14 protein-coding genes are annotated in these 16501 nt (G+C 71.6%); 9 read left to right on the top strand and 5 right to left on the bottom strand.

Annotated elements, in window-relative coordinates:
- Nucleotides 1-14 precede the first annotated feature (14 nt).
- Nucleotides 15-821 (top strand): class I SAM-dependent methyltransferase, encoded by an 807-nt coding sequence (locus DFJ67_RS09705; protein WP_116075957.1) that lies wholly within the window; start codon nt 15-17, stop codon nt 819-821.
- Here DFJ67_RS09705 and DFJ67_RS09700 read toward each other — a convergent pair.
- Complete coding sequence (locus DFJ67_RS09700; RefSeq protein WP_116067581.1) at nt 778-1584, bottom strand: phosphotransferase family protein; 807 nt, start codon at nt 1582-1584, stop codon at nt 778-780. The two genes, DFJ67_RS09705 and DFJ67_RS09700, sit on opposite strands and share 44 nt — an antisense overlap.
- 82 nt (nt 1585-1666) lie before the next feature.
- On the opposite strand from DFJ67_RS09700, the gene DFJ67_RS09695 reads away from it, so the two are divergent.
- The 5 genes from DFJ67_RS09695 (at nt 1667) to DFJ67_RS09670 (ending at nt 9096) form a co-directional block, all read left to right on the top strand.
- Nucleotides 1667-2650 (top strand): SEC-C domain-containing protein, encoded by a 984-nt coding sequence (locus tag DFJ67_RS09695; protein WP_116067580.1) that lies wholly within the window; start codon nt 1667-1669, stop codon nt 2648-2650.
- A gap of 56 nt (nt 2651-2706) precedes the next feature.
- Nucleotides 2707-3576 (top strand): polysaccharide deacetylase family protein, encoded by an 870-nt coding sequence (locus DFJ67_RS09685; RefSeq protein ID WP_239097154.1) that lies wholly within the window; start codon nt 2707-2709, stop codon nt 3574-3576.
- Between the two features lie 64 nt (nt 3577-3640).
- Complete coding sequence (locus DFJ67_RS09680; RefSeq protein ID WP_170215775.1) at nt 3641-5056, top strand: RICIN domain-containing protein; 1416 nt, start codon at nt 3641-3643, stop codon at nt 5054-5056.
- Nucleotides 5057-5143: 87 nt separating this feature from the next.
- Nucleotides 5144-6550, top strand: coding sequence for a 3' terminal RNA ribose 2'-O-methyltransferase Hen1 (locus DFJ67_RS09675; protein WP_116075952.1), 1407 nt, complete (start codon nt 5144-5146; stop codon nt 6548-6550).
- Nucleotides 6547-9096, top strand: a complete 2550-nt coding sequence (locus DFJ67_RS09670) for a polynucleotide kinase-phosphatase (protein WP_116067578.1) — start codon at nt 6547-6549, stop codon at nt 9094-9096. Before DFJ67_RS09675 ends, DFJ67_RS09670 begins: the two co-directional genes overlap by 4 nt.
- 6 nt (nt 9097-9102) lie before the next feature.
- Here the strand turns inward: DFJ67_RS09670 and DFJ67_RS09665 are convergent, their stop codons facing one another.
- The gene (locus DFJ67_RS09665; protein ID WP_116067577.1) at nt 9103-10002 is read right to left on the bottom strand and encodes an LLM class flavin-dependent oxidoreductase; all 900 of its coding nucleotides are present in this window, start codon (nt 10000-10002) and stop codon (nt 9103-9105) included.
- Nucleotides 10003-10037: 35 nt separating this feature from the next.
- Nucleotides 10038-11129, bottom strand: a complete 1092-nt coding sequence (locus tag DFJ67_RS09660; RefSeq protein WP_116067576.1) for an NAD(P)/FAD-dependent oxidoreductase — start codon at nt 11127-11129, stop codon at nt 10038-10040.
- A gap of 140 nt (nt 11130-11269) precedes the next feature.
- On the opposite strand from DFJ67_RS09660, the gene DFJ67_RS09655 reads away from it, so the two are divergent.
- From DFJ67_RS09655 to DFJ67_RS09645, 3 genes are all read left to right on the top strand, one after another.
- A complete protein-coding gene (locus DFJ67_RS09655) occupies nt 11270-12127 on the top strand; it encodes a helix-turn-helix domain-containing protein (RefSeq protein WP_203783557.1) in 858 nt (285 codons plus the stop codon).
- A 103-nt stretch (nt 12128-12230) separates the two neighbouring features.
- A complete protein-coding gene (locus DFJ67_RS09650; protein ID WP_147315470.1) occupies nt 12231-14231 on the top strand; it encodes a sensor histidine kinase in 2001 nt (666 codons plus the stop codon).
- Nucleotides 14231-14866: a response regulator transcription factor gene (locus DFJ67_RS09645; RefSeq protein WP_203783558.1), complete on the top strand. Its 636-nt coding sequence runs from the start codon at nt 14231-14233 to the stop codon at nt 14864-14866. The genes DFJ67_RS09650 and DFJ67_RS09645 overlap by 1 nt, the downstream gene beginning before the upstream one ends.
- Nucleotides 14867-14889: 23 nt before the next feature.
- Here DFJ67_RS09645 and DFJ67_RS09640 read toward each other — a convergent pair whose 3' ends face one another.
- Together DFJ67_RS09640 and DFJ67_RS09635 are read right to left on the bottom strand one after the other, a co-directional pair.
- On the bottom strand, nt 14890-15543 hold the full coding sequence (locus tag DFJ67_RS09640; RefSeq protein WP_116067574.1) for a hypothetical protein: 654 nt from the start codon (nt 15541-15543) through the stop codon (nt 14890-14892).
- 56 nt (nt 15544-15599) lie between these two features.
- The gene (locus DFJ67_RS09635; protein ID WP_116067573.1) at nt 15600-16454 is read right to left on the bottom strand and encodes an EAL domain-containing protein; all 855 of its coding nucleotides are present in this window, start codon (nt 16452-16454) and stop codon (nt 15600-15602) included.
- Nucleotides 16455-16501: the final 47 nt, after the last annotated feature.

The raw sequence follows: 16501 nt of genomic DNA, 5'->3' as shown, positions 1-16501 counted from the left end.
GGACGATGGCCGGCATGCTTCGACCTGAGGTGCTCGACTATTACCGTCGCGGCGGCGAGCGCACCCGGCTCGCCGGGGGCCCAGGCAGGTTGGAATTCCTGCGCACCTGGGACGTGCTCACCCGGGTGCTGCCGGCCGCTCCGGCGTCGGTGCTCGACGTCGGCGGTGCGACCGGTGTCTACGCGGGGCCGCTGGCCGCGGCCGGCTACGACGTGCGGGTGATCGACCCGGTCCCGGCGCACGTGGCCGACGCCGCCGCCCTGCCCGGGGTGACCGCCACGGTCGGCGACGCCCGCTCGTTGCCGGCCGCCGACCGCGACGCCGACGCCGTGCTGCTCTTCGGCCCGCTCTACCACCTGCTGGAGCGGGCTGACCGGGTGGCGGCGTGGCGGGAGGCGGCCCGGGTCGTGCGCCCCGGTGGCGTGGTCGTCGGCGCGACCATCAACCGGTTCGCGTCGTTCTTCGACGGCTTCGTCAAGGACTACTACCGCGACCCGCGGTTCCAGCCCGTGGTCGAGGGCGCGCTGTCCGAGGGCGTGCACCGCAGCGAGACCTGGTTCACCAGCGCCTATTTCCACCATCCGGACGAGCCGGCGGTCGAGGCCGCCGAGGCCGGCCTCGTGGTGCGCCGCCAGGTGGCCGTCGAGAGTCCGTTGTGGATGATCGGCGGGCGGCTCGACGAGATCCTCGCCAGCGCGGAGCGCACCGGGTTCATGCTGGAGATGCTGCGCCGGGTGGAAGAGGAGCCGAGCCTGCTCGGCGCCAGCAGCCACGTGCTCACGATCGGGTCGCCGCGAGCAGGTGCAGCCGGCGACGCATGAGCGCGCGGCGGTCCGGGTCGGCGTGCTGGAGAAACACCGGCCAGTCGAGCAGCAGCAGCCGGATCTCGGCCGTCACGGTGGCGCGCACAAGGGTGTCGTCGTGCGGGATGCCGCGCGCGGCCGCGTAGCCGGCGAGCATCGCCTCGCGCGGCGGGTCAGCGCCGTCAAACTCGGCCCGCTGCCAGAGCAGGGCGAGGTCTTCGGGGCCCTGGCCGAGACCGACCTCCTGCCAGTCGGTCCAGACCAGCTCGCCGTCGGGCGCCCGCAGCAGGTTGCCGGCGTGCAGGTCGCCGTGCACGAGGCAGGTCGGCAGCTTCGCGTTCTCGCCGGCCCGGTCGTGCAGCTCTAGCTCCGTCGGGGTCCAGAACGCCCGGGCGGTCTGGTCGGGTCGCCTCGAGGTTGGACGCCGGAGCCACGGTTGGTCTTCAGGTGGCGTGGCATGCAGCGTGCCCAGTTGGCGGGCGATCTCGTGCCACTGGGCGGGAGGCCAGTCCGCCGCGCGGGGCAGCGGTTCGAGGGCTTCCAACAGCAGGCAGGTGTCGTCGGCCGCGACCAGCCGCGGGATGCGGACCGGAAGGCGGGCAGCGGATCTGTAGAGGGCGACCTCGCGCGGGGTCGTCGTCTTGAGCACGAGCCGCTCGCCGTCGTCGAACCGCAGCAGGGCGACGTGTGACCCGGACGCGGAACCGGCCAGCGGCACCGATTCGCGCAACGATCCCGGATCGCGGCCCAGCCGGCGCAGGCACTCCTGGTGTCGCGCCATCTCCCCAGCTTAGCTTTGACGCCCGGCAGAACGAGATCAGCGTTACACGGATAGCGGTCGGACAGCGAAGTACCGTGAGAATGTGCCGACGAAAGAGACAATCACGAGTGCCGACCTTGCTGAACTCCGCCGCTCAGCACTCACGACGGCTGATCCGCTCGGCGTCGCCGCTGACCTGGCCGACGCGGTCGACCATGACCGGCTCGCCTCGCCGGAAGACGCCGGCGACGCGCTGAGCCTGGCCGCGGAGATCGCCGAGTTCCGCAACCGGCTGGACGCCGCGCTCCAATACGCCGACCGGGCCGTGGCCGCCTTCCCGTCGCCTTCCGACCCGGGAGCCGGTTTCGCCACGGCGCTGCGCGCCCGCATCCTGTTCCGGATCGGCGGCCGCGACGACGAGGCGCTGGAGGCGGTCACCGCGCTGCGCCCGCTGCTGACCGAGCAGCCCGACGCGCCCGCCTACGTGAGTGCCGCGCTCGACGCCGGCGGCCGCTCGGCGCTCGCCGAAGAGTGGCTGAGCGAGGCGGTCGACAACCTGCTCGGCGCCCGCACCACGGCCGACGTCGGCCCGGCGGAGGCGCCCGGCGTCGCGTTCTTCCTTCTACAGCAACGGCACCGGGTCCGCCGTGACCTCAACCTGCCACACGACCGGCAGGACGACCTGGCCGACCGGCTGGAGGCGCAACTCACCCGCGGCGTCGAGTCCGGCGAGCCCGACCTGCTGTTCTTCCCCAAGGCGGAGTTCGACCGCCTCGACACGCTGACCGACACCTTCGGTCCCGACTGGGACGCGCACCGGGCCACGCTCGAGAAGGAGTTGGTCCGCCTGGCCGAGGCCGGTGGCAGCGGGCTGCACGTGCTGCGGGCATCGGTGGCCGGCCTGACCGGCTACGCCAACCGCAACGACGGCGACCCCAGCGCGCCCAACATCCGGCGCCGCTACGCCGAGGAACTCGAGGCCCAGCCGGGCGCACACGTCTCGTGGCCGCCGGAGCGTAACGGGCCGTGCTGGTGCGGTTCGGGCCTCAAATACAAGAAGGACTGCCTGCCGCGCTCCCGGAGCTGACCGGGCTGGCCCGCCACGGGGCACCGTAGCCGGCGGTTCTCTGGTCTGATCGCGGCGTGAAACGCGCTCGCCTCGCCACACTTGTCGCCATCCTGCTGGTCGGTGGGTGCGGATCGCCGGCCCGGTTCGTTCCGCCGGCGTCGCCATCGGCCGGCGCGTCGACTGCGGCGCCGACCGCGGCGCCCACGACCGCGCCCACCACCGCGCCTCCGACGGCGCCGGTGGTGGTGCCGGGTGCCACGCGGCGCGGGCGGCGGCCACCGGTGGTCGACCACGGCCCGCGCACGGGCAACCTGGTGGCGTTGACCTTCGACGCCGATCTCACTGTCTCGATGCGGGCGGCGCTCGACTCGGGCAAGGTGAAGTCCTATGCCAACCTGCGCATCCTCGACCAACTCGAGCGCGGCGGCGTGCCCGCGACGTTCTTCCTCACCGGAATGTGGGTCGAGCAATATCCCGAGGTGACGCGCCGGATCGCCGAAAACGACCGCTTCGAGCTGGCGAACCACACCTACGACCACGGCGCGTTCGTCGACAACTGCTATGGACTGCCCCGGTTGCCGCCGGCGCGGATGAGGTCTGATGTGGACAAGACCTTCAACATCATCATGGCGTACGGCGGTCGGCAGACCCGCTATTTCCGCTTTCCCGGCCTCTGCCACGACCCGCGGGCGCTGGATTCCCTGGCGCCACTGGGCGTGACCGTCGTCGACGGCGACGTGGTGAGCGGCGACCCGTTCGCGACCAGGTGGCAGCCGATCGTCAACGCCGTGCTGACGAAGGTGCGCCCGGGCTCGGTGATCATCCTGCACGTCACCGAGGCGAACGCCCGGATGACCGACGACGCCCTGCCACACATCCTCGCCGGCCTGCGCGCCCGCCACCTCCAGCCGGCCCTGCTCTCCGAGGTGCTCGCGGGCGGCTAGCAGGTTGCATGTGAACCGGTTCAAATATAGCGTCTTGTCTATCCCCTCCCGGAAGGACAAGGCCTTGAGAAGTCTCCTCAAGTTGCGCGACCGGGCCTCACTCGCCGCCGTCCTGGTCGTCGCGAGCGTCTGCGTCGTCGTGGCCCCGACACCGGCGGCCGCGGCCACCAACATCCTGATCAAAGGCGTCGGCTCGGCCCGCTGCCTGACCCCCGCCACCACCAGCGGCGCGGCCGCCGTGATCCAGGACTGCGCCGCGCAGCGCTGGACCACCAACGACAACGGCACCATCACGATCAACGGCCAGTGCCTCGACGTCTTCGGCGAAGGCACCGCCAACGGCACCGCGGTCACCGTCTGGACCTGCACCGGCGGCGCCAACCAGCGGTGGACCGTCAACGCCGACGGCAGCATCCGCAGCGTGCCGTCCGGCCGCTGCCTCGACGTGCGCGCGCACGCCACCGCGGCCGGGTCGCCCGTGCAGATCTGGGACTGCACCGGCGAGAGCCACCAGAAATGGCAACTGGTCACCGACGGCGGCACCCCACCGCCCGGCAACGAGACCGTCGGCGGCGGCACGATCGGCAGCCCCGCCCAGGGCCCGGGCCCGTCGTCCAGCGCCTACGGAGCCAACTTCACGCTCGTGAAGAACTGGAACTTCGGCGCCGACGGGACCATCCGCACGATCGGCCAGCTGAGCAGCGAGTTCGTCTACCACGACCACTGGGGCACGATCGGCAACGGCACCAACTACGGCGCGGTCACCGCGGCGCCAGACGCGGCGACGGCCATCTCCGGCCAGCCGATCAACGCGTCGGTCCGGCAGTTCACCGGCACGTCGCTGCGGACCACGCTGGCCGCCCGCAACGGCGAGACGACCGTGTCGCCCACCCAGCACAACGCGGTCAACGGGTCGTTCACGGCCAAGTTCACGCTCCCGGCCGGCGGCTCGCGGCTCAACCAGGACATCCTCTGGGAGACCAGGGTCCGCTATGTGACGCCGCGCTACCACTGGTTCGCGCTGTGGAACGCGGGCCAACTCTGGGACGGTGGCGCGGAGTTCGACGTCATCGAGAGCTTCGGCTACGACAACGGTGGCGGCAACACCAACTACGACGGCCGCTACTGGCACGCCGACCCGGTCGGCGGCACCGCCAGCACCAATTACTCCTGCTGGTCGTGCGGCATGGAGTCGCGCGGCATCACCAGCTATGACCCGACGCAATACCACACGTGGGCGTTGCTCTACCGCAAGAACAACACCTACAGCTTCTATGTGGACGGTCGCGAGGTGCAGTCCGGCACGATGAACTGGACGCAGGGCGGCGGCGCCACCGGCACGCCCACCGACCTGGCTTTCCTGTTCGACGCCGGCTGGGGCCACACCCAGGTCGCCAGCGTCAACCACTCGATGCCCGCCAGCGAGTTCCAGGGCAAGTTCTACGAGTTCGACTGGTCCCGGGTCTACTTGCGCAACTGATCCGGGCTGAGCCGGGGGCGTCCGGCCGGACGCCCCCGGTCAAAATGGGTGCGCGGTCGTCCCCGGTGCGCTGGCACCATGGTTCGCGTGTTGTTGACCATCGGGACCACCCACCGGCCCGCCACCGACCTCGGCTATCTGCTCGTCAAGCATCCCGACCGGGTGCACGAGTTCGACCTGCCGACCGGCCGGGCGTTCGTGTGCTTCCCGGAGGCCGACGAGGCGCGCTGCACCGCCGCGCTGGTGCTCGAGGTCGCAGCGCCCGACCGCTCGGCCACGCCAGACGGGTTCACCCTCGGCCGGTTCGTCAACGACCGGCCCTACGCCGCGTCGAGCCTGCTCGCGGCCGCGCTCAACAAGACGTTCCGCACCGCGATGCTCGGCACCTCGAAGGACCGCCCCGAGTTGGCGGCGACCGCGATCCCGTTGGAGATCCGGATCCCGGTGCTGCGCTGCCGTGGCGGGGCCGACCTGGCCGACCGGCTGTTCGCGCCGCTGGGCTGGGTGGTCACCGCCACCGCGATCCCGCTCGACGTCGAGCACCCGGAGTGGGGCCGCAGTTCCTATGTAGACCTCGCGCTGAGTGGGACGCTCCGGCTCGCCGACGCGTTGCACCAGCTTTACGTGCTGTTGCCCGTCCTTGATGACGCCAAGCATTACTGGGTTTCGACCGACGAGGTCGACAAGCTCGTGCGAGCCGGCGAGGGCTGGCTGGCGGGCCACCCTGAGCGCGAGCTGATCGTGTCGCGATATCTGGCACACCGGCGGTCGTTGTCGGAGCCGGCGCTCGAGCGGCTGGCCGAGTCCGACGACCGGGTCGTGACCGACAGCGTCGACGCAGCCTCGCCCGAAGACGCCGACGAAGACGCGCCTTCGCTGGCCGTCGTCCGCCGTGAAGCGGTCCTGCGGGCACTTCGCGAATCGGGAGCACAGCGGGTGCTCGACCTGGGCTGCGGTCCGGGGGCGCTGCTGGTTTCGCTCCTGGAGGACCGGCGATACACCGAGCTTGTCGGGGTCGACGTCGCGTCGCGTGCGTTGGCGGTGGCTGCCCGCCGCTTGCGACTCGACCGACCGGGTGCGATTTCGGAGCGCGACCGGCAGCGGGTGCGGCTGATCCAGTCGGCACTGACCTACCGCGACGCCCGGCTGGCCGGCTACGACGCGGCGGTGCTGATGGAGGTGATCGAGCATGTCGACGAGGCCCGGCTGCCCGACCTGGTCCGCGCTGTCTTCGGTGCCGCACGGCCGGCGACCGTGATCGTCACGACGCCCAACGCGGAATACAACGCGCGCTACCCTTCGCTCGCCGCTGGGGCGATGCGGCACGCCGACCACCGGTTCGAGTGGACGCGCTCGCAGTTCGGCGACTGGGCGGATTCGGTGGCTCTGGCGCACGGCTATTCCGTGACGGTCGCGGCGGTCGGTGTCGTCGACGCGGCGGTGGGCGCACCGACCCAGATGGCTGTCTTCAACACCACGGGGGTGGGCGAATGACCGAGTTGACCGTGCCTGCGCTGAGCCTGGTGGTGCTGGTGGGCATTTCCGGTTCCGGAAAGTCGACCTTCGCGCAGCGCAACTTCGCGCCGAGTCAGGTGCTCTCGTCCGACGCGTTCCGAGCCATGGTGGCCGACGACGAAAACGACCAGTCCGCGTCGGCGGCGGCCTTCGACGCGCTGCACTACGTGGCTGGCAGGCGGTTGGCGGGCGGGCGGCTCACGGTCATCGACGCCACCAACGTCCAGGACCACGCCCGCGCCGGGCTGGTCGCGTTGGCGCGCGCCCACGACGTACTCCCGGTGGCAATTGTCCTTGACCTGCCGGAGGAGGAATGTTGGGCGCGCACCGAGCGCCGACCCGATCGGTCATTTGGTCGTGGCGTTCTCGGCCGTCAGTCCCGTGACCTGCGGCGTTCCATCAAGCGGCTGAGCCGGGAAGGTTTCCGGACGGTCCACGTGCTGCACGGTCTCGAAGAGATCGAGGCCGCCACGATCCGGCCGCAGCGCCTCTACACCGACCGCCGCGATCTGGCCGGCCCCTTCGACGTGATCGGCGACGTGCACGGTTGCCGAGCAGAGCTCGAGACGCTGCTGATCGACCTCGGTTGGAAGATCAGCCGCGACGACCTGGGCCGGCCGACCGGCGCTCGCCACCCGGAAGGGCGCGTCGCGGTCTTCGTCGGCGACCTGGTCGACCGCGGCCCCGACTCGCCCGGCGTGCTGCGCCTGGTGATGGGCATGGTGCGGGCCGGCACGGCGCTGTGTGTGGCCGGCAACCACGAGGCCAAGCTGTTGCGCAAGCTGCGCGGCAAGGAGGTCACCGTCTCGCACGGCCTGGCCGAGACGCTCTCGCAGCTCTCGTCATCCGAGCCTGCGTTCGTCGCGTCGACCGCGTCGTTTATCGACGGGCTCATCAGTCACTACGTGCTCGACGGCGGGCGCCTGGTGGTGGCGCACGCGGGCATCAAGGAGGAATACCAGGGTCGCGCCTCTGGTCGGGTGCGCGCCTTCTGCCTCTACGGCGACACGACCGGCGAGACCGACGAGTACGGGCTGCCGGTCCGCTATCCCTGGGCATCCGACTACCGTGGTTCGGCGACCGTCGTGTATGGACACACCCCGACCGTCGACCCGGAGTGGGTCAACAACACCATCTGCATCGACACCGGCTGTGTGTTCGGCGGCCGGCTGACCGCGCTGCGTTATCCGGAGCGCACGCTCGTGTCGGTGCCGGCTGAGCGGGAGCATTACGCGCCGGCCAAGCCGCTCGCGCCTTCGCCTTCTGCGCGTCCGGGTGATCTCCTCGACGTGGCCGACGTGCTGCCCGCGACGGGCCGCCGGCAGCTCGACACGGGATACGGGCACATCCCGATCGAGGCGCCGCAGGCGGCCGCCGCACTCGAGGTGCTGGGCCGGTTCGCTGTCGACCCGCGCTGGCTGGTCTACCTGCCGCCGACGATGGCGCCCGCGCCGACCGCGACGGCCTCGGGTTATCTGGAGCATCCGCGTTCGGCGTTCGAGGGCTATCGCGCGGCCGGGGTGTCGCGACTGGTCTGCGAAGAGAAGCACATGGGATCGCGCGCCCTCGTGCTGGTGTGCCGCGACTCCGCGGCGGCCGCACGGCGGTTCGGGGTCACCGAGGGCGAGGCGGGTGCTGTCTACACCCGCACCGGGCGGCCGTTCTTCGATCCTTCGCTCACTGCTTCCCTTCTCGCCCGGGTCCGCTCGGCGGTCTCTGCGGCCGGGTTGTGGGCCTCGTTGGAGACCGACTGGCTCCTGCTGGACGCGGAACTGCTGCCGTGGTCGGCGAAGGCCGGCGACCTGATCCGCAGCCAATACGCGACGGTTGGCGCCGCCGCGGGCGCCGCGTTGCCGGCGACCCTCGATGTCCTCGCCGCGGCCCAGGCTCGTGGGCTCGACGTCGCAGCGTTGCGCGAACGCACGTCGGCCCGGGCGGAGAACGCCGCGTTGTTCACGGCGGCATACCGGCGCTACGTCCGGCCGACGACCGGCCTCGACGGGGTGACGCTCGCTCCGTTCGCGGTGCTGGCGGCCGAGGGTGCGAATCTCGCGGTGCGCGACAACGGCTGGCATCTCGACCTGGTCGATCGGCTGGTGGCGGCCGACTCGACCCTGTTCACCCGCACGGCGCGGATGCTGGTCGACCTGGGTGACCCGGCGACCGTCGACGCCGCCGAGTCCTGGTGGTTGGAGCTCACCGCCGCGGGTGGCGAGGGTATGGTCGTGAAGCCGCTCGACGGCATGGTGCGCACCGCCCGTGGAGGGGTGGTGCAGCCCGGCATGAAATGCCGGGGCCGCGAATACCTGCGGATCATCTATGGTCCTGACTACACGGCGCCTGACACGCTGGCTGCCCTGCGCGGCCGCAACCTCGGCCGCAAACGAAGCCTGGCGCTGCGTGAGCATGCCCTGGGGCTCGGTGCCCTCGACCGGCTCGCGGCTAACGAACCACTGTGGAGGGTGCACGAGCTGGTCTTCGGCGTGCTCGCGCTGGAGTCCGAGCCGGTCGACCCGCGGCTGTGAGGCGGTTTACGGCGCTTTCTTGGACGCTTCGCGTACGGCCGGGGCAATCTCGGTGGCCCAGCGGCGCAGAGACTTGACGTCGGGCGTGCCGCCCTTGGGTGAGAAGAGCATGAAGCCCGACGCGGCGTGCTCCAGCACGGCCCCGGTCAACTCCTCGACCCACTGGGCGACGGAGCCGCCGACCCAGCGGTTGTCGCCGTCCCGCGTCGCGGCCAGCGGCCGGTCGGTGATGCGGCCGGGGAGGTTGAAAATCGAGCGGATCTCGCGCGGTAGGCGACCCTCGGCCATCGCTGCTTCGTCGATGAGCGGCCGCGACGTCCGGTATCGCTCGCTGAGCCAATCCGCCGCGTGGCCAGGGATCCAACCGTCGGCCACCCGCCCGGTCGCGGCGAGGGATTTCGGGCCCACCGAACCGGTCCACACCGCCGGACCGGCCACCGGAGCGGGCTCGATCGCCTCCAGCTGGTGGTAGCGGCCGCGGAAGGTGACGGGTGGGCCGCCACCGGAGAGCCGTTTGATCAGCACGATCGCCTCCTCGAAGGCGTCGACGGCGGCCCCGGGTGACAGCCGGGGCACGCCCAGGTCGGCGATCCGGTCCCACAGCCCGCCAGCGCCCATGCCCAGCACGATCCGGCCGCCCGAGAGGGCCGAGAGCGTGGTGACCGTGCGCGCGAGCATCGGGGCGGGCCGGGTCGGCAGGTTGGTGACGTTGGCGAAACCCGCGATGTGCCGCGTGCGGCCGAGGATGAACCCGATCGAGGCGTAGGCGTCGAGGCGTCCGCCGAGATAAGGGTGGTCCGACAGCGAGAAAAGGTCGAGCCCGTCGCGGTCGGCCTGTTGGGCCATCCGCAACAGCTCGGGTCCGTCGTCGATGCCGCTGTGCGCACCGAACCCGAAGAGGATCATCGTGCTGCCTTTCGTTTCGAGGCCGCGCCGACCGCTCAGGCCGCGGTGGGCCCGAACTGTGCGGTGAAGCGACCGGTGAACAGGTCGGCGCCCTTGTATTCGGCAACCGTCGTGGCCGGGACCATGACCGGGCCGTCAGGTGTGGGCAGTTGGCCGACACCGCCGCGCGGTCCGAGCGGGAGCAGGATCATGGGATGCGGCAGGGGACGGTAGGTGGCGGTGGGCCGCTCACCACGCAGTCGGGCGATGATGTTCGACGCGACGACCTCGGCGTGCTGCATCGCCCACCCCGCACGCTTGTCCTCCGCCACATCGGTGAGGTCGCCGATCGCGTAGACGTGGTCGTAGCCGGAGACATTGAGGGCCTCCGTGACCGGCACCTGTCCTCGCGGAGTGCGGGCGGTGAGGCGGCCGTCCGCGAGATAGTCGCTGTTGACGCTCACGCCGTACGCCCGGAACCAGATGTCGGCGGTGATCTCGGTGCCGCCGGCGACGGTGAAGGCGCCGGCTCGACCGGGCGCGACCGGCGGCGGTGCGGCCAGGCTGGTGTCCAGCCGAAGCTGGATGCCGAGCTCGTCGAGTTGACGGTGCAGGTCGGCACGCAGCTCCGGCAGATAGCCGGGCAGCAGCTGACCAGCCGGGTCCACGATGGACACCTGTTTGTGGGGCCAGACCTCCTTGATCTCGCCGGCCAACTCCAGACCGACCGGCCCTGCGCCGAGGATCAGCACCCGCTCGGCGGCGGCCAGCTCCTTGTGGGTCATCCGCAGGTCGTCCAGCGCCTCGCCGGTCGACTCGGCGTTGGGCTTGGCGGGGTAGGCGTAGCTGGAACCGGTGGCCAGCACCAGATAATCCGCTTCGACCCGCCTCCCCGAGGCCAGGGTGACGCCATCAGGGTCCACCGAGACCGCCCGGTCGCGAATCACCGTGCCCCGCGTGAGCAGCGCGTCATAGGGGAAGAAGACGTGGCCCGCCCAGTCGGGCTGGACCAGGGCCCGCAGCAACCCCGCCGCGTTGACGAGGGCGTCCCGCGGGTCGATCAGAACGACATCGGCCTCGGCTTCCAGCGCCTTGGCGACCGCCGCACCTCCATAGCCCCCACCGATGACCGCGACTGTCCGACTCATGATTTCAGCTCCAGGATCGAACTCGACCGGATGTCGAGCGCCTGCCTTGAGGTTCGTCAGCCGGCGAGCGGTCAGGAAGGCCGGTCCGATGCTGGTAGTGGTGGGGACACCATCGCGCTCACCGCCGCTGTTACGTTCGGATGGTGAGCGACAACGAGCTCGGGCTCTTCCTGCGCGTACGCCGTGAAGCCCTCACCCCGGCCGAGGTGGGCCTGCCCACCGGGCCGCGCCGGCGCGCCGCCGGGTTGCGCCGCTCCGAGGTGGCGGCGCTCGCCGATGTCAGCGTGGAATACGTCACCCGGCTCGAACAGGGCCGCGACCGCCACCCGTCGCCGCAGGTGCTCGCCGCTCTCGCCGGCGCGTTGCGACTGACCGCGAGCGAACGCGCCCACCTTTACCGCCTCGTCAAGGCCGCCGACCCGGGGTTCAACTGCCGTGGCAGCGTCACCCCCGCGCGCGCCGTGCGCCCGACCGTGCAGGCCCTGCTCGACCGTCTCGAGCCCACTGCCGCCGTGCTGCTCAACCGGCTCGGCGACATCGTCGCCCACACCGCCGGCTACGACCGCCTGGTCAGGCCGATCGGCCTGCTGGACGCGGCAGCGCCCAACCTCGCCCGGTTCACCTTCACCGACAGCCGGGCCCGCGACGCCTACCCGGACTGGGCCCACGTCGCCGACGAACAGGTCGCCGAGCTCAAGACCGGCCCGTTCCGGGCAGACCCGCACATGGCCGCCCTGGCCGACGAGCTGACCCTCACCGCCGGCGACGAGTTCACGCGCCGGGTCGACGCCGTCGCGGCGCTGGCGAAGTCGACCGGCATCCTTCGCCTGGCCCACCCCGAGGCGGGTCTGCTCCGGCTCGCCTACGAGACGCTCGACCTGTCCGCCGACGACGACCAGCGGCTGGTCGTGCACCTGCCCGCCGACGCGGCAACCTCCGCCGCCCTGGACCGGCTCAACAGCCCGCGGCCGCAACCGCTCCGCCTCGTGGCCGGATGACCTGAACCGCGTCGACCGTCAGGACATTGTCCCGATCCCGCTGGGACGCCGCGCCGTTATCGTCGGCCGCACGGCGAACTGCGTTCGGCGGAGGAGGCGGGACGTGGGTAAACGGGTGGCGTGGGGGGCCTGCCTGGCCACCGTGGCGGTGGTCGTCGGTGCGGTGGTGCTCGGCGCCGTCAACGGCACTGATCCGCGTACCCGTGCATATCTTGTCTTCGTTTTGACCTGTGCTGTCGCGGGCGCCTTGGTCGCCGGCGGTCGACGCAGCCTGCTCGGCTGGCTTCTGCTCGGCTCCGCGTCCGCGTTCGCGCTGGTCGAGCTCGCCGGCGAATACGCCGTTTACGGCGCGGTGCCCTATCCGCTGCTCGCGGCGTGGGTCACCACGTGGTTGTGGGTGCCAGCCAACCTGTGCGCCGCTCTCGTCCCGCTGTTCTTTCCCGACGGCCGGCTCCCGGACCGCCGCTGGTGGTGGCTGCTCGGCCCGTTGCTGGCGGTCGCGGCGACCGCGGCGGTGCTGAGCGCGCTGCGGCCGGGCACACCGGATCAGCTCGCCGGCCACCCCGGGATAACCAACCCGTTCGGGGTGCCCGGGCTGTCGGTGACCGCCGTCGACCGGGCGTTCACGCTCCTCGCCGGGCTCACCTTCGCCGCCGGCGCCGTCGCGGTGGTGTTGCGTGCGCGCGCCGCGGGCGAGGTTCGCCGCCGCCAGCTCGTCTGGGTGGCCTGGGCGGTCGCCGTGGCCGCGACCGTCGTTGCGGCCCGGCTCGTCGCCGGACTCACCGACGCCGACGCGGGCTCACCGTGGCCACGAGGAAGCCTTTTCTGGGAGTACGCCGGTGCGGCCGCGCTGAGCCTCGTGCCGGCCGCGGTGACGGTGGCGGTGCTGCGGCATCGGCTCTACGACGTCGACCTGCTGGTCAACCGCACGCTGCTCTACGCGGCCCTGTCGACGTTTCTGGTCGGCGGCTACGTGCTGATCGCCGGCTACCTCGGCGCGGTCGTCGGGCGCTCGGGAAGCCTGTCGGTCTCGGTGGTCGCGGCGGCGGCGGTCGCGGTCGGCTTCGCGCCGCTGCGGGCCCGCGTCCAGAGCGGAATAGATCGCCTGTCGTACGGGCGCCGCAAGGACCCGTACGCCGTGCTGGCCGGGCTCGGTCGCCGGTTGGAGGAAGCCGTCAGCCCCGCCGCGGTGCTGCCCGCGATCGCCCAGACCGTCGCGGACACGCTGCGGCTGCGCTACGTCGCGGTGGAGGTGGCCGGCGGCGCGACCGTGGCCAGCGGCGTCGCCGAGGGCCCGCCGACCCGGTTGCCGCTGACCTTCCAGGGCGAGGACGTCGGCGCGCTCGCCGTGTGGCCCGCTCCGACGACCCGCCGACGTGGAGGCGACCAGCGGTTGCTCGCCGACCTGGCGCGGCACGTCGGCGTGGCGGTGCACGCGGCGCGCGAGACCGAGCGCGCGGTGCGCCTCTCCGCCGACCTTCAGCGTTCGCGCGAGCGGCTGGTGATGGCCCGCGAGGAGGAACGCCGGCGGCTACGGCGCGACCTGCACGACGGGCTGGGGCCAACGCTGGCTGCCCTCACGATGCGGGCCGAGGCGGCCCAGGACGTGGCTGGCGACGAGGCGAAGCCGCTGCTCACGTTGATCGCCGACGACGCGCGGGCGGCGATCGGTGACGTGCGGCGGCTGGTCGACGGGCTGCGGCCGGCGGCCCTCGACACCCTCGGTCTGGTCGGGGCGTTGCGCTCGCACCTGGCCGCGCTGCCGCCCGGCGACACACTGGTCACATTGGACGCTCGTGCGTCGTTGCCCGCGCTGCCGGCCGCGACGGAGGTGGCCGCGTACCGGATCGCGGTCGAAGCGGTGACCAATGCCCGCCGGCACGCAGGCGCTGCGCGCGCGACCGTCAGCCTCGCCCTGGCCGGCAGCCGCCTGGTGCTGGAGATCCGCGACGACGGTACGGGCGCGATCACCGAGCGGCCCGGCGGCGTTGGCCTGCCCTCGATGCGCGAACGTGCGGCGGAGGTGGGCGGCACGTTGCGCGTCGAAGGCGGCGCCGGCGGCAGCCTGGTGCGTGCGGACCTGCCGGCGACCACGGAGGACTGATGGAAACCATCCGCACGCTGGTCGTCGACGACCACGCCGCGTTCCGGGCGGGCCTGCGCGCGCTGCTGGACGCGGTGCCCGACATCGAGGTGGTCGACGAGGCGGCGACGGGCGAGCAGGCGCTGGCCCTGGCACCGGCGGCTCGGCCGGACGTCGTGCTGCTGGACCTCGCGATGCCCGGGATGGGCGGGATCGCGGCGACGGAACGGCTGACCGCGGCGATGCCGCACGTGCGGGTGCTGATCCTGAGCATGGCCGACGACGACGACTCGGTGTTCGCGGCGATGCGCGCGGGTGCCCGCGGCTACGTGCTCAAGGGCGCCCGCCGGGCGGAGTTGGTCCGCTCGGTGCGCGCGGTCGCGGCCGGCGAGGCCATCTTCGGCGCGGCGCTGGCCGTACGCCTGATGGGATATTTCGCTGGTCTGGACCGCCGGTCGAGCGCGTTCCCGGAACTCAGCGACCGGGAGCGGCAGATCCTCGGCCTGGTCGCGCGGCACCTGACCAACCCGCAGATCGCGGAACGGCTGGGCCTGCGCGATAAAACGGTGCGCAACCACGTGTCGAGCATCTTCGCCAAGCTGCGGGTCGCCGACCGGGCGCAGGCCATCATCCGGGCCCGGGAAGCGGGCCTGTAGAGCCCGCTCCCCGGTGCGCCGGGCTAGGCGCGCTTGAGCATCCGAAGGCCGAGCGGTGCCAGCGCGGCGAGGATCAGCACCGGGCCGACCGACTGCACGACCGGCGCCTGGGCGGTGGTCAGGAACGGCACGGCCAGGCCGGCGAGGAGCAGGACGAACTGCCACCAGCGCAGGACGCCGGTGCGCACCAGGGCGCCGGCGAGCACGAGGAGCGCCGGGTGGACGAGGAAAGCGGGCAGCAGGAACCCGTAGAGGACTCCTGGGTAGCCGTTTGCCAGGTCGGTGATCGCTACCGCCTGCGGGTCGGGGACCGACTTCGCGAGTGCGAGGTCGTAGAAGTCCGTGAGCAGCAGGGCGGAGCCACTGATTGCCGCGAAGGCACCGATCAGGCCGGTGATGGCGGCGAGCCTGGGCATTCGCTGTTTTAGGAAGTGCGCCAGCGCCAGCACGACGGGGACGATGAGGATCGCGCTGTAGTGCAGGATTACGGCGCTCACCTGCACGAGGGTGGCGTGTTCGCGGTAGAGGTGGGGTGCGTGGGTCTCGCCCGGTGGCGAGGTGAGGAAGCCGGCCAGGTGGAACACCGGCCAGGCGATGAGGGCGAGACCGCCGCCTACGCGCCAGAGACCGTTGGTGGCGTCGCTCGCCGCCTGGGGGCGACTTTCAATGATCGTCATGCAGCCCAGGAAAGCGTTGCGCCGTCCCGCCTCGCGCCGCCGCCGGTCCCGGCGACTCAGGAAGAATGTCCCTTCGACAGGGTGCTGGTCAGGTCGGTCAGGGTCAGCGGTGGGGCGAGGTGGTAACCCTGGGCGTAGGACACCCCTATCCGGGCGAGTGCTGCCAACTGCTCGGCGGTCTCGACGCCTTCGGCCGCGACTCGCAGCCGCAGGCGACGGGCGAGATCAGTGAGCAAGGTGACGATCGCGTGGTCGCGCGGGCTGATCAACATGCCGGCCACGAATAGCTTGTCGATCTTTATGTCCCGCGGTGCCAGGTGAGAGAGGTAGCGCAGGTCCGTTGCTCCGGCTCCCATGTCGTCGAGGGCCACCTCGATTCCGCTGTGGGTCAGGGTTTCGAGGTGCGGTCCGGCTCTGGTGAGAGTGTCGAGGTCGGCGCCTTCGTTGAGTTCCAGGCGCAGTCGCCGTGCCGGCAGACCCGTACGTTTCAGCGTGGTGGTGACGAGCTCGGTGAGGTCGGTCGTCAGGGTCGGTACTGAGATGTTGACGTTGACCCTTATCGGGGCCGCGCCCTTGAGGGAACCGCGCAGCTCGATCATGTCTTCGCAGGCGTGCTGCAGGACCCACTGGTCGAGCAACGGCATGTGGCCGCTCTGGTGTGCGGCGTGGAAGAACCGGTCCGGGGTGAGCAGGCCTAGTGTCGGGTGCTGCCACCGCACCAGGGCCTCCACCGCCACGACCGCCCGGTCCTTGATCCTGACGATGGGCTGATACCTCAGCCGCAACTCGTCATTAGCGACGGCAGCGGCGACGCTGTGGGCGCCGTCGCGTGTGTGGACCGCGTGCTCGGGCGGCGCTGGCACCCGGTCGACGCCGCTTGAAATGGGGAGAGCTGCGGGGTGACTGGTCATCGCGTGGAGGCTCCTGGGAGATCGGGTCAGCGGGCGTCGTCCGTCCG

This window comes from Asanoa ferruginea (genome assembly GCF_003387075.1).
Taxonomy (GTDB): domain Bacteria; phylum Actinomycetota; class Actinomycetes; order Mycobacteriales; family Micromonosporaceae; genus Asanoa; species Asanoa ferruginea.
This window is presented reverse-complemented; position numbering and strand designations above follow the sequence as displayed.

Excerpts from the sequence above, each read along its gene's own strand:
- DFJ67_RS09705 (WP_116075957.1), top strand. The coding sequence starts at position 15 with ATGCTTCGACCTGAGGTGCTCGACTATTACCGTCGCGGCGGCGAGCGC.
- DFJ67_RS09700 (WP_116067581.1), bottom strand. The coding sequence starts at position 1,584 with ATGGCGCGACACCAGGAGTGCCTGCGCCGGCTGGGCCGCGATCCGGGA.
- DFJ67_RS09670 (WP_116067578.1), top strand. The coding sequence starts at position 6,547 with ATGACCGAGTTGACCGTGCCTGCGCTGAGCCTGGTGGTGCTGGTGGGC.
- DFJ67_RS09665 (WP_116067577.1), bottom strand. The coding sequence starts at position 10,002 with ATGATCCTCTTCGGGTTCGGTGCGCACAGCGGCATCGACGACGGACCC.
- DFJ67_RS09660 (WP_116067576.1), bottom strand. The coding sequence starts at position 11,129 with ATGAGTCGGACAGTCGCGGTCATCGGTGGGGGCTATGGAGGTGCGGCG.
- DFJ67_RS09655 (WP_203783557.1), top strand. The coding sequence starts at position 11,270 with ATGGTGAGCGACAACGAGCTCGGGCTCTTCCTGCGCGTACGCCGTGAA.
- DFJ67_RS09645 (WP_203783558.1), top strand. The coding sequence starts at position 14,231 with ATGGAAACCATCCGCACGCTGGTCGTCGACGACCACGCCGCGTTCCGG.
- DFJ67_RS09640 (WP_116067574.1), bottom strand. The coding sequence starts at position 15,543 with ATGACGATCATTGAAAGTCGCCCCCAGGCGGCGAGCGACGCCACCAAC.
- DFJ67_RS09635 (WP_116067573.1), bottom strand. The coding sequence starts at position 16,454 with ATGACCAGTCACCCCGCAGCTCTCCCCATTTCAAGCGGCGTCGACCGG.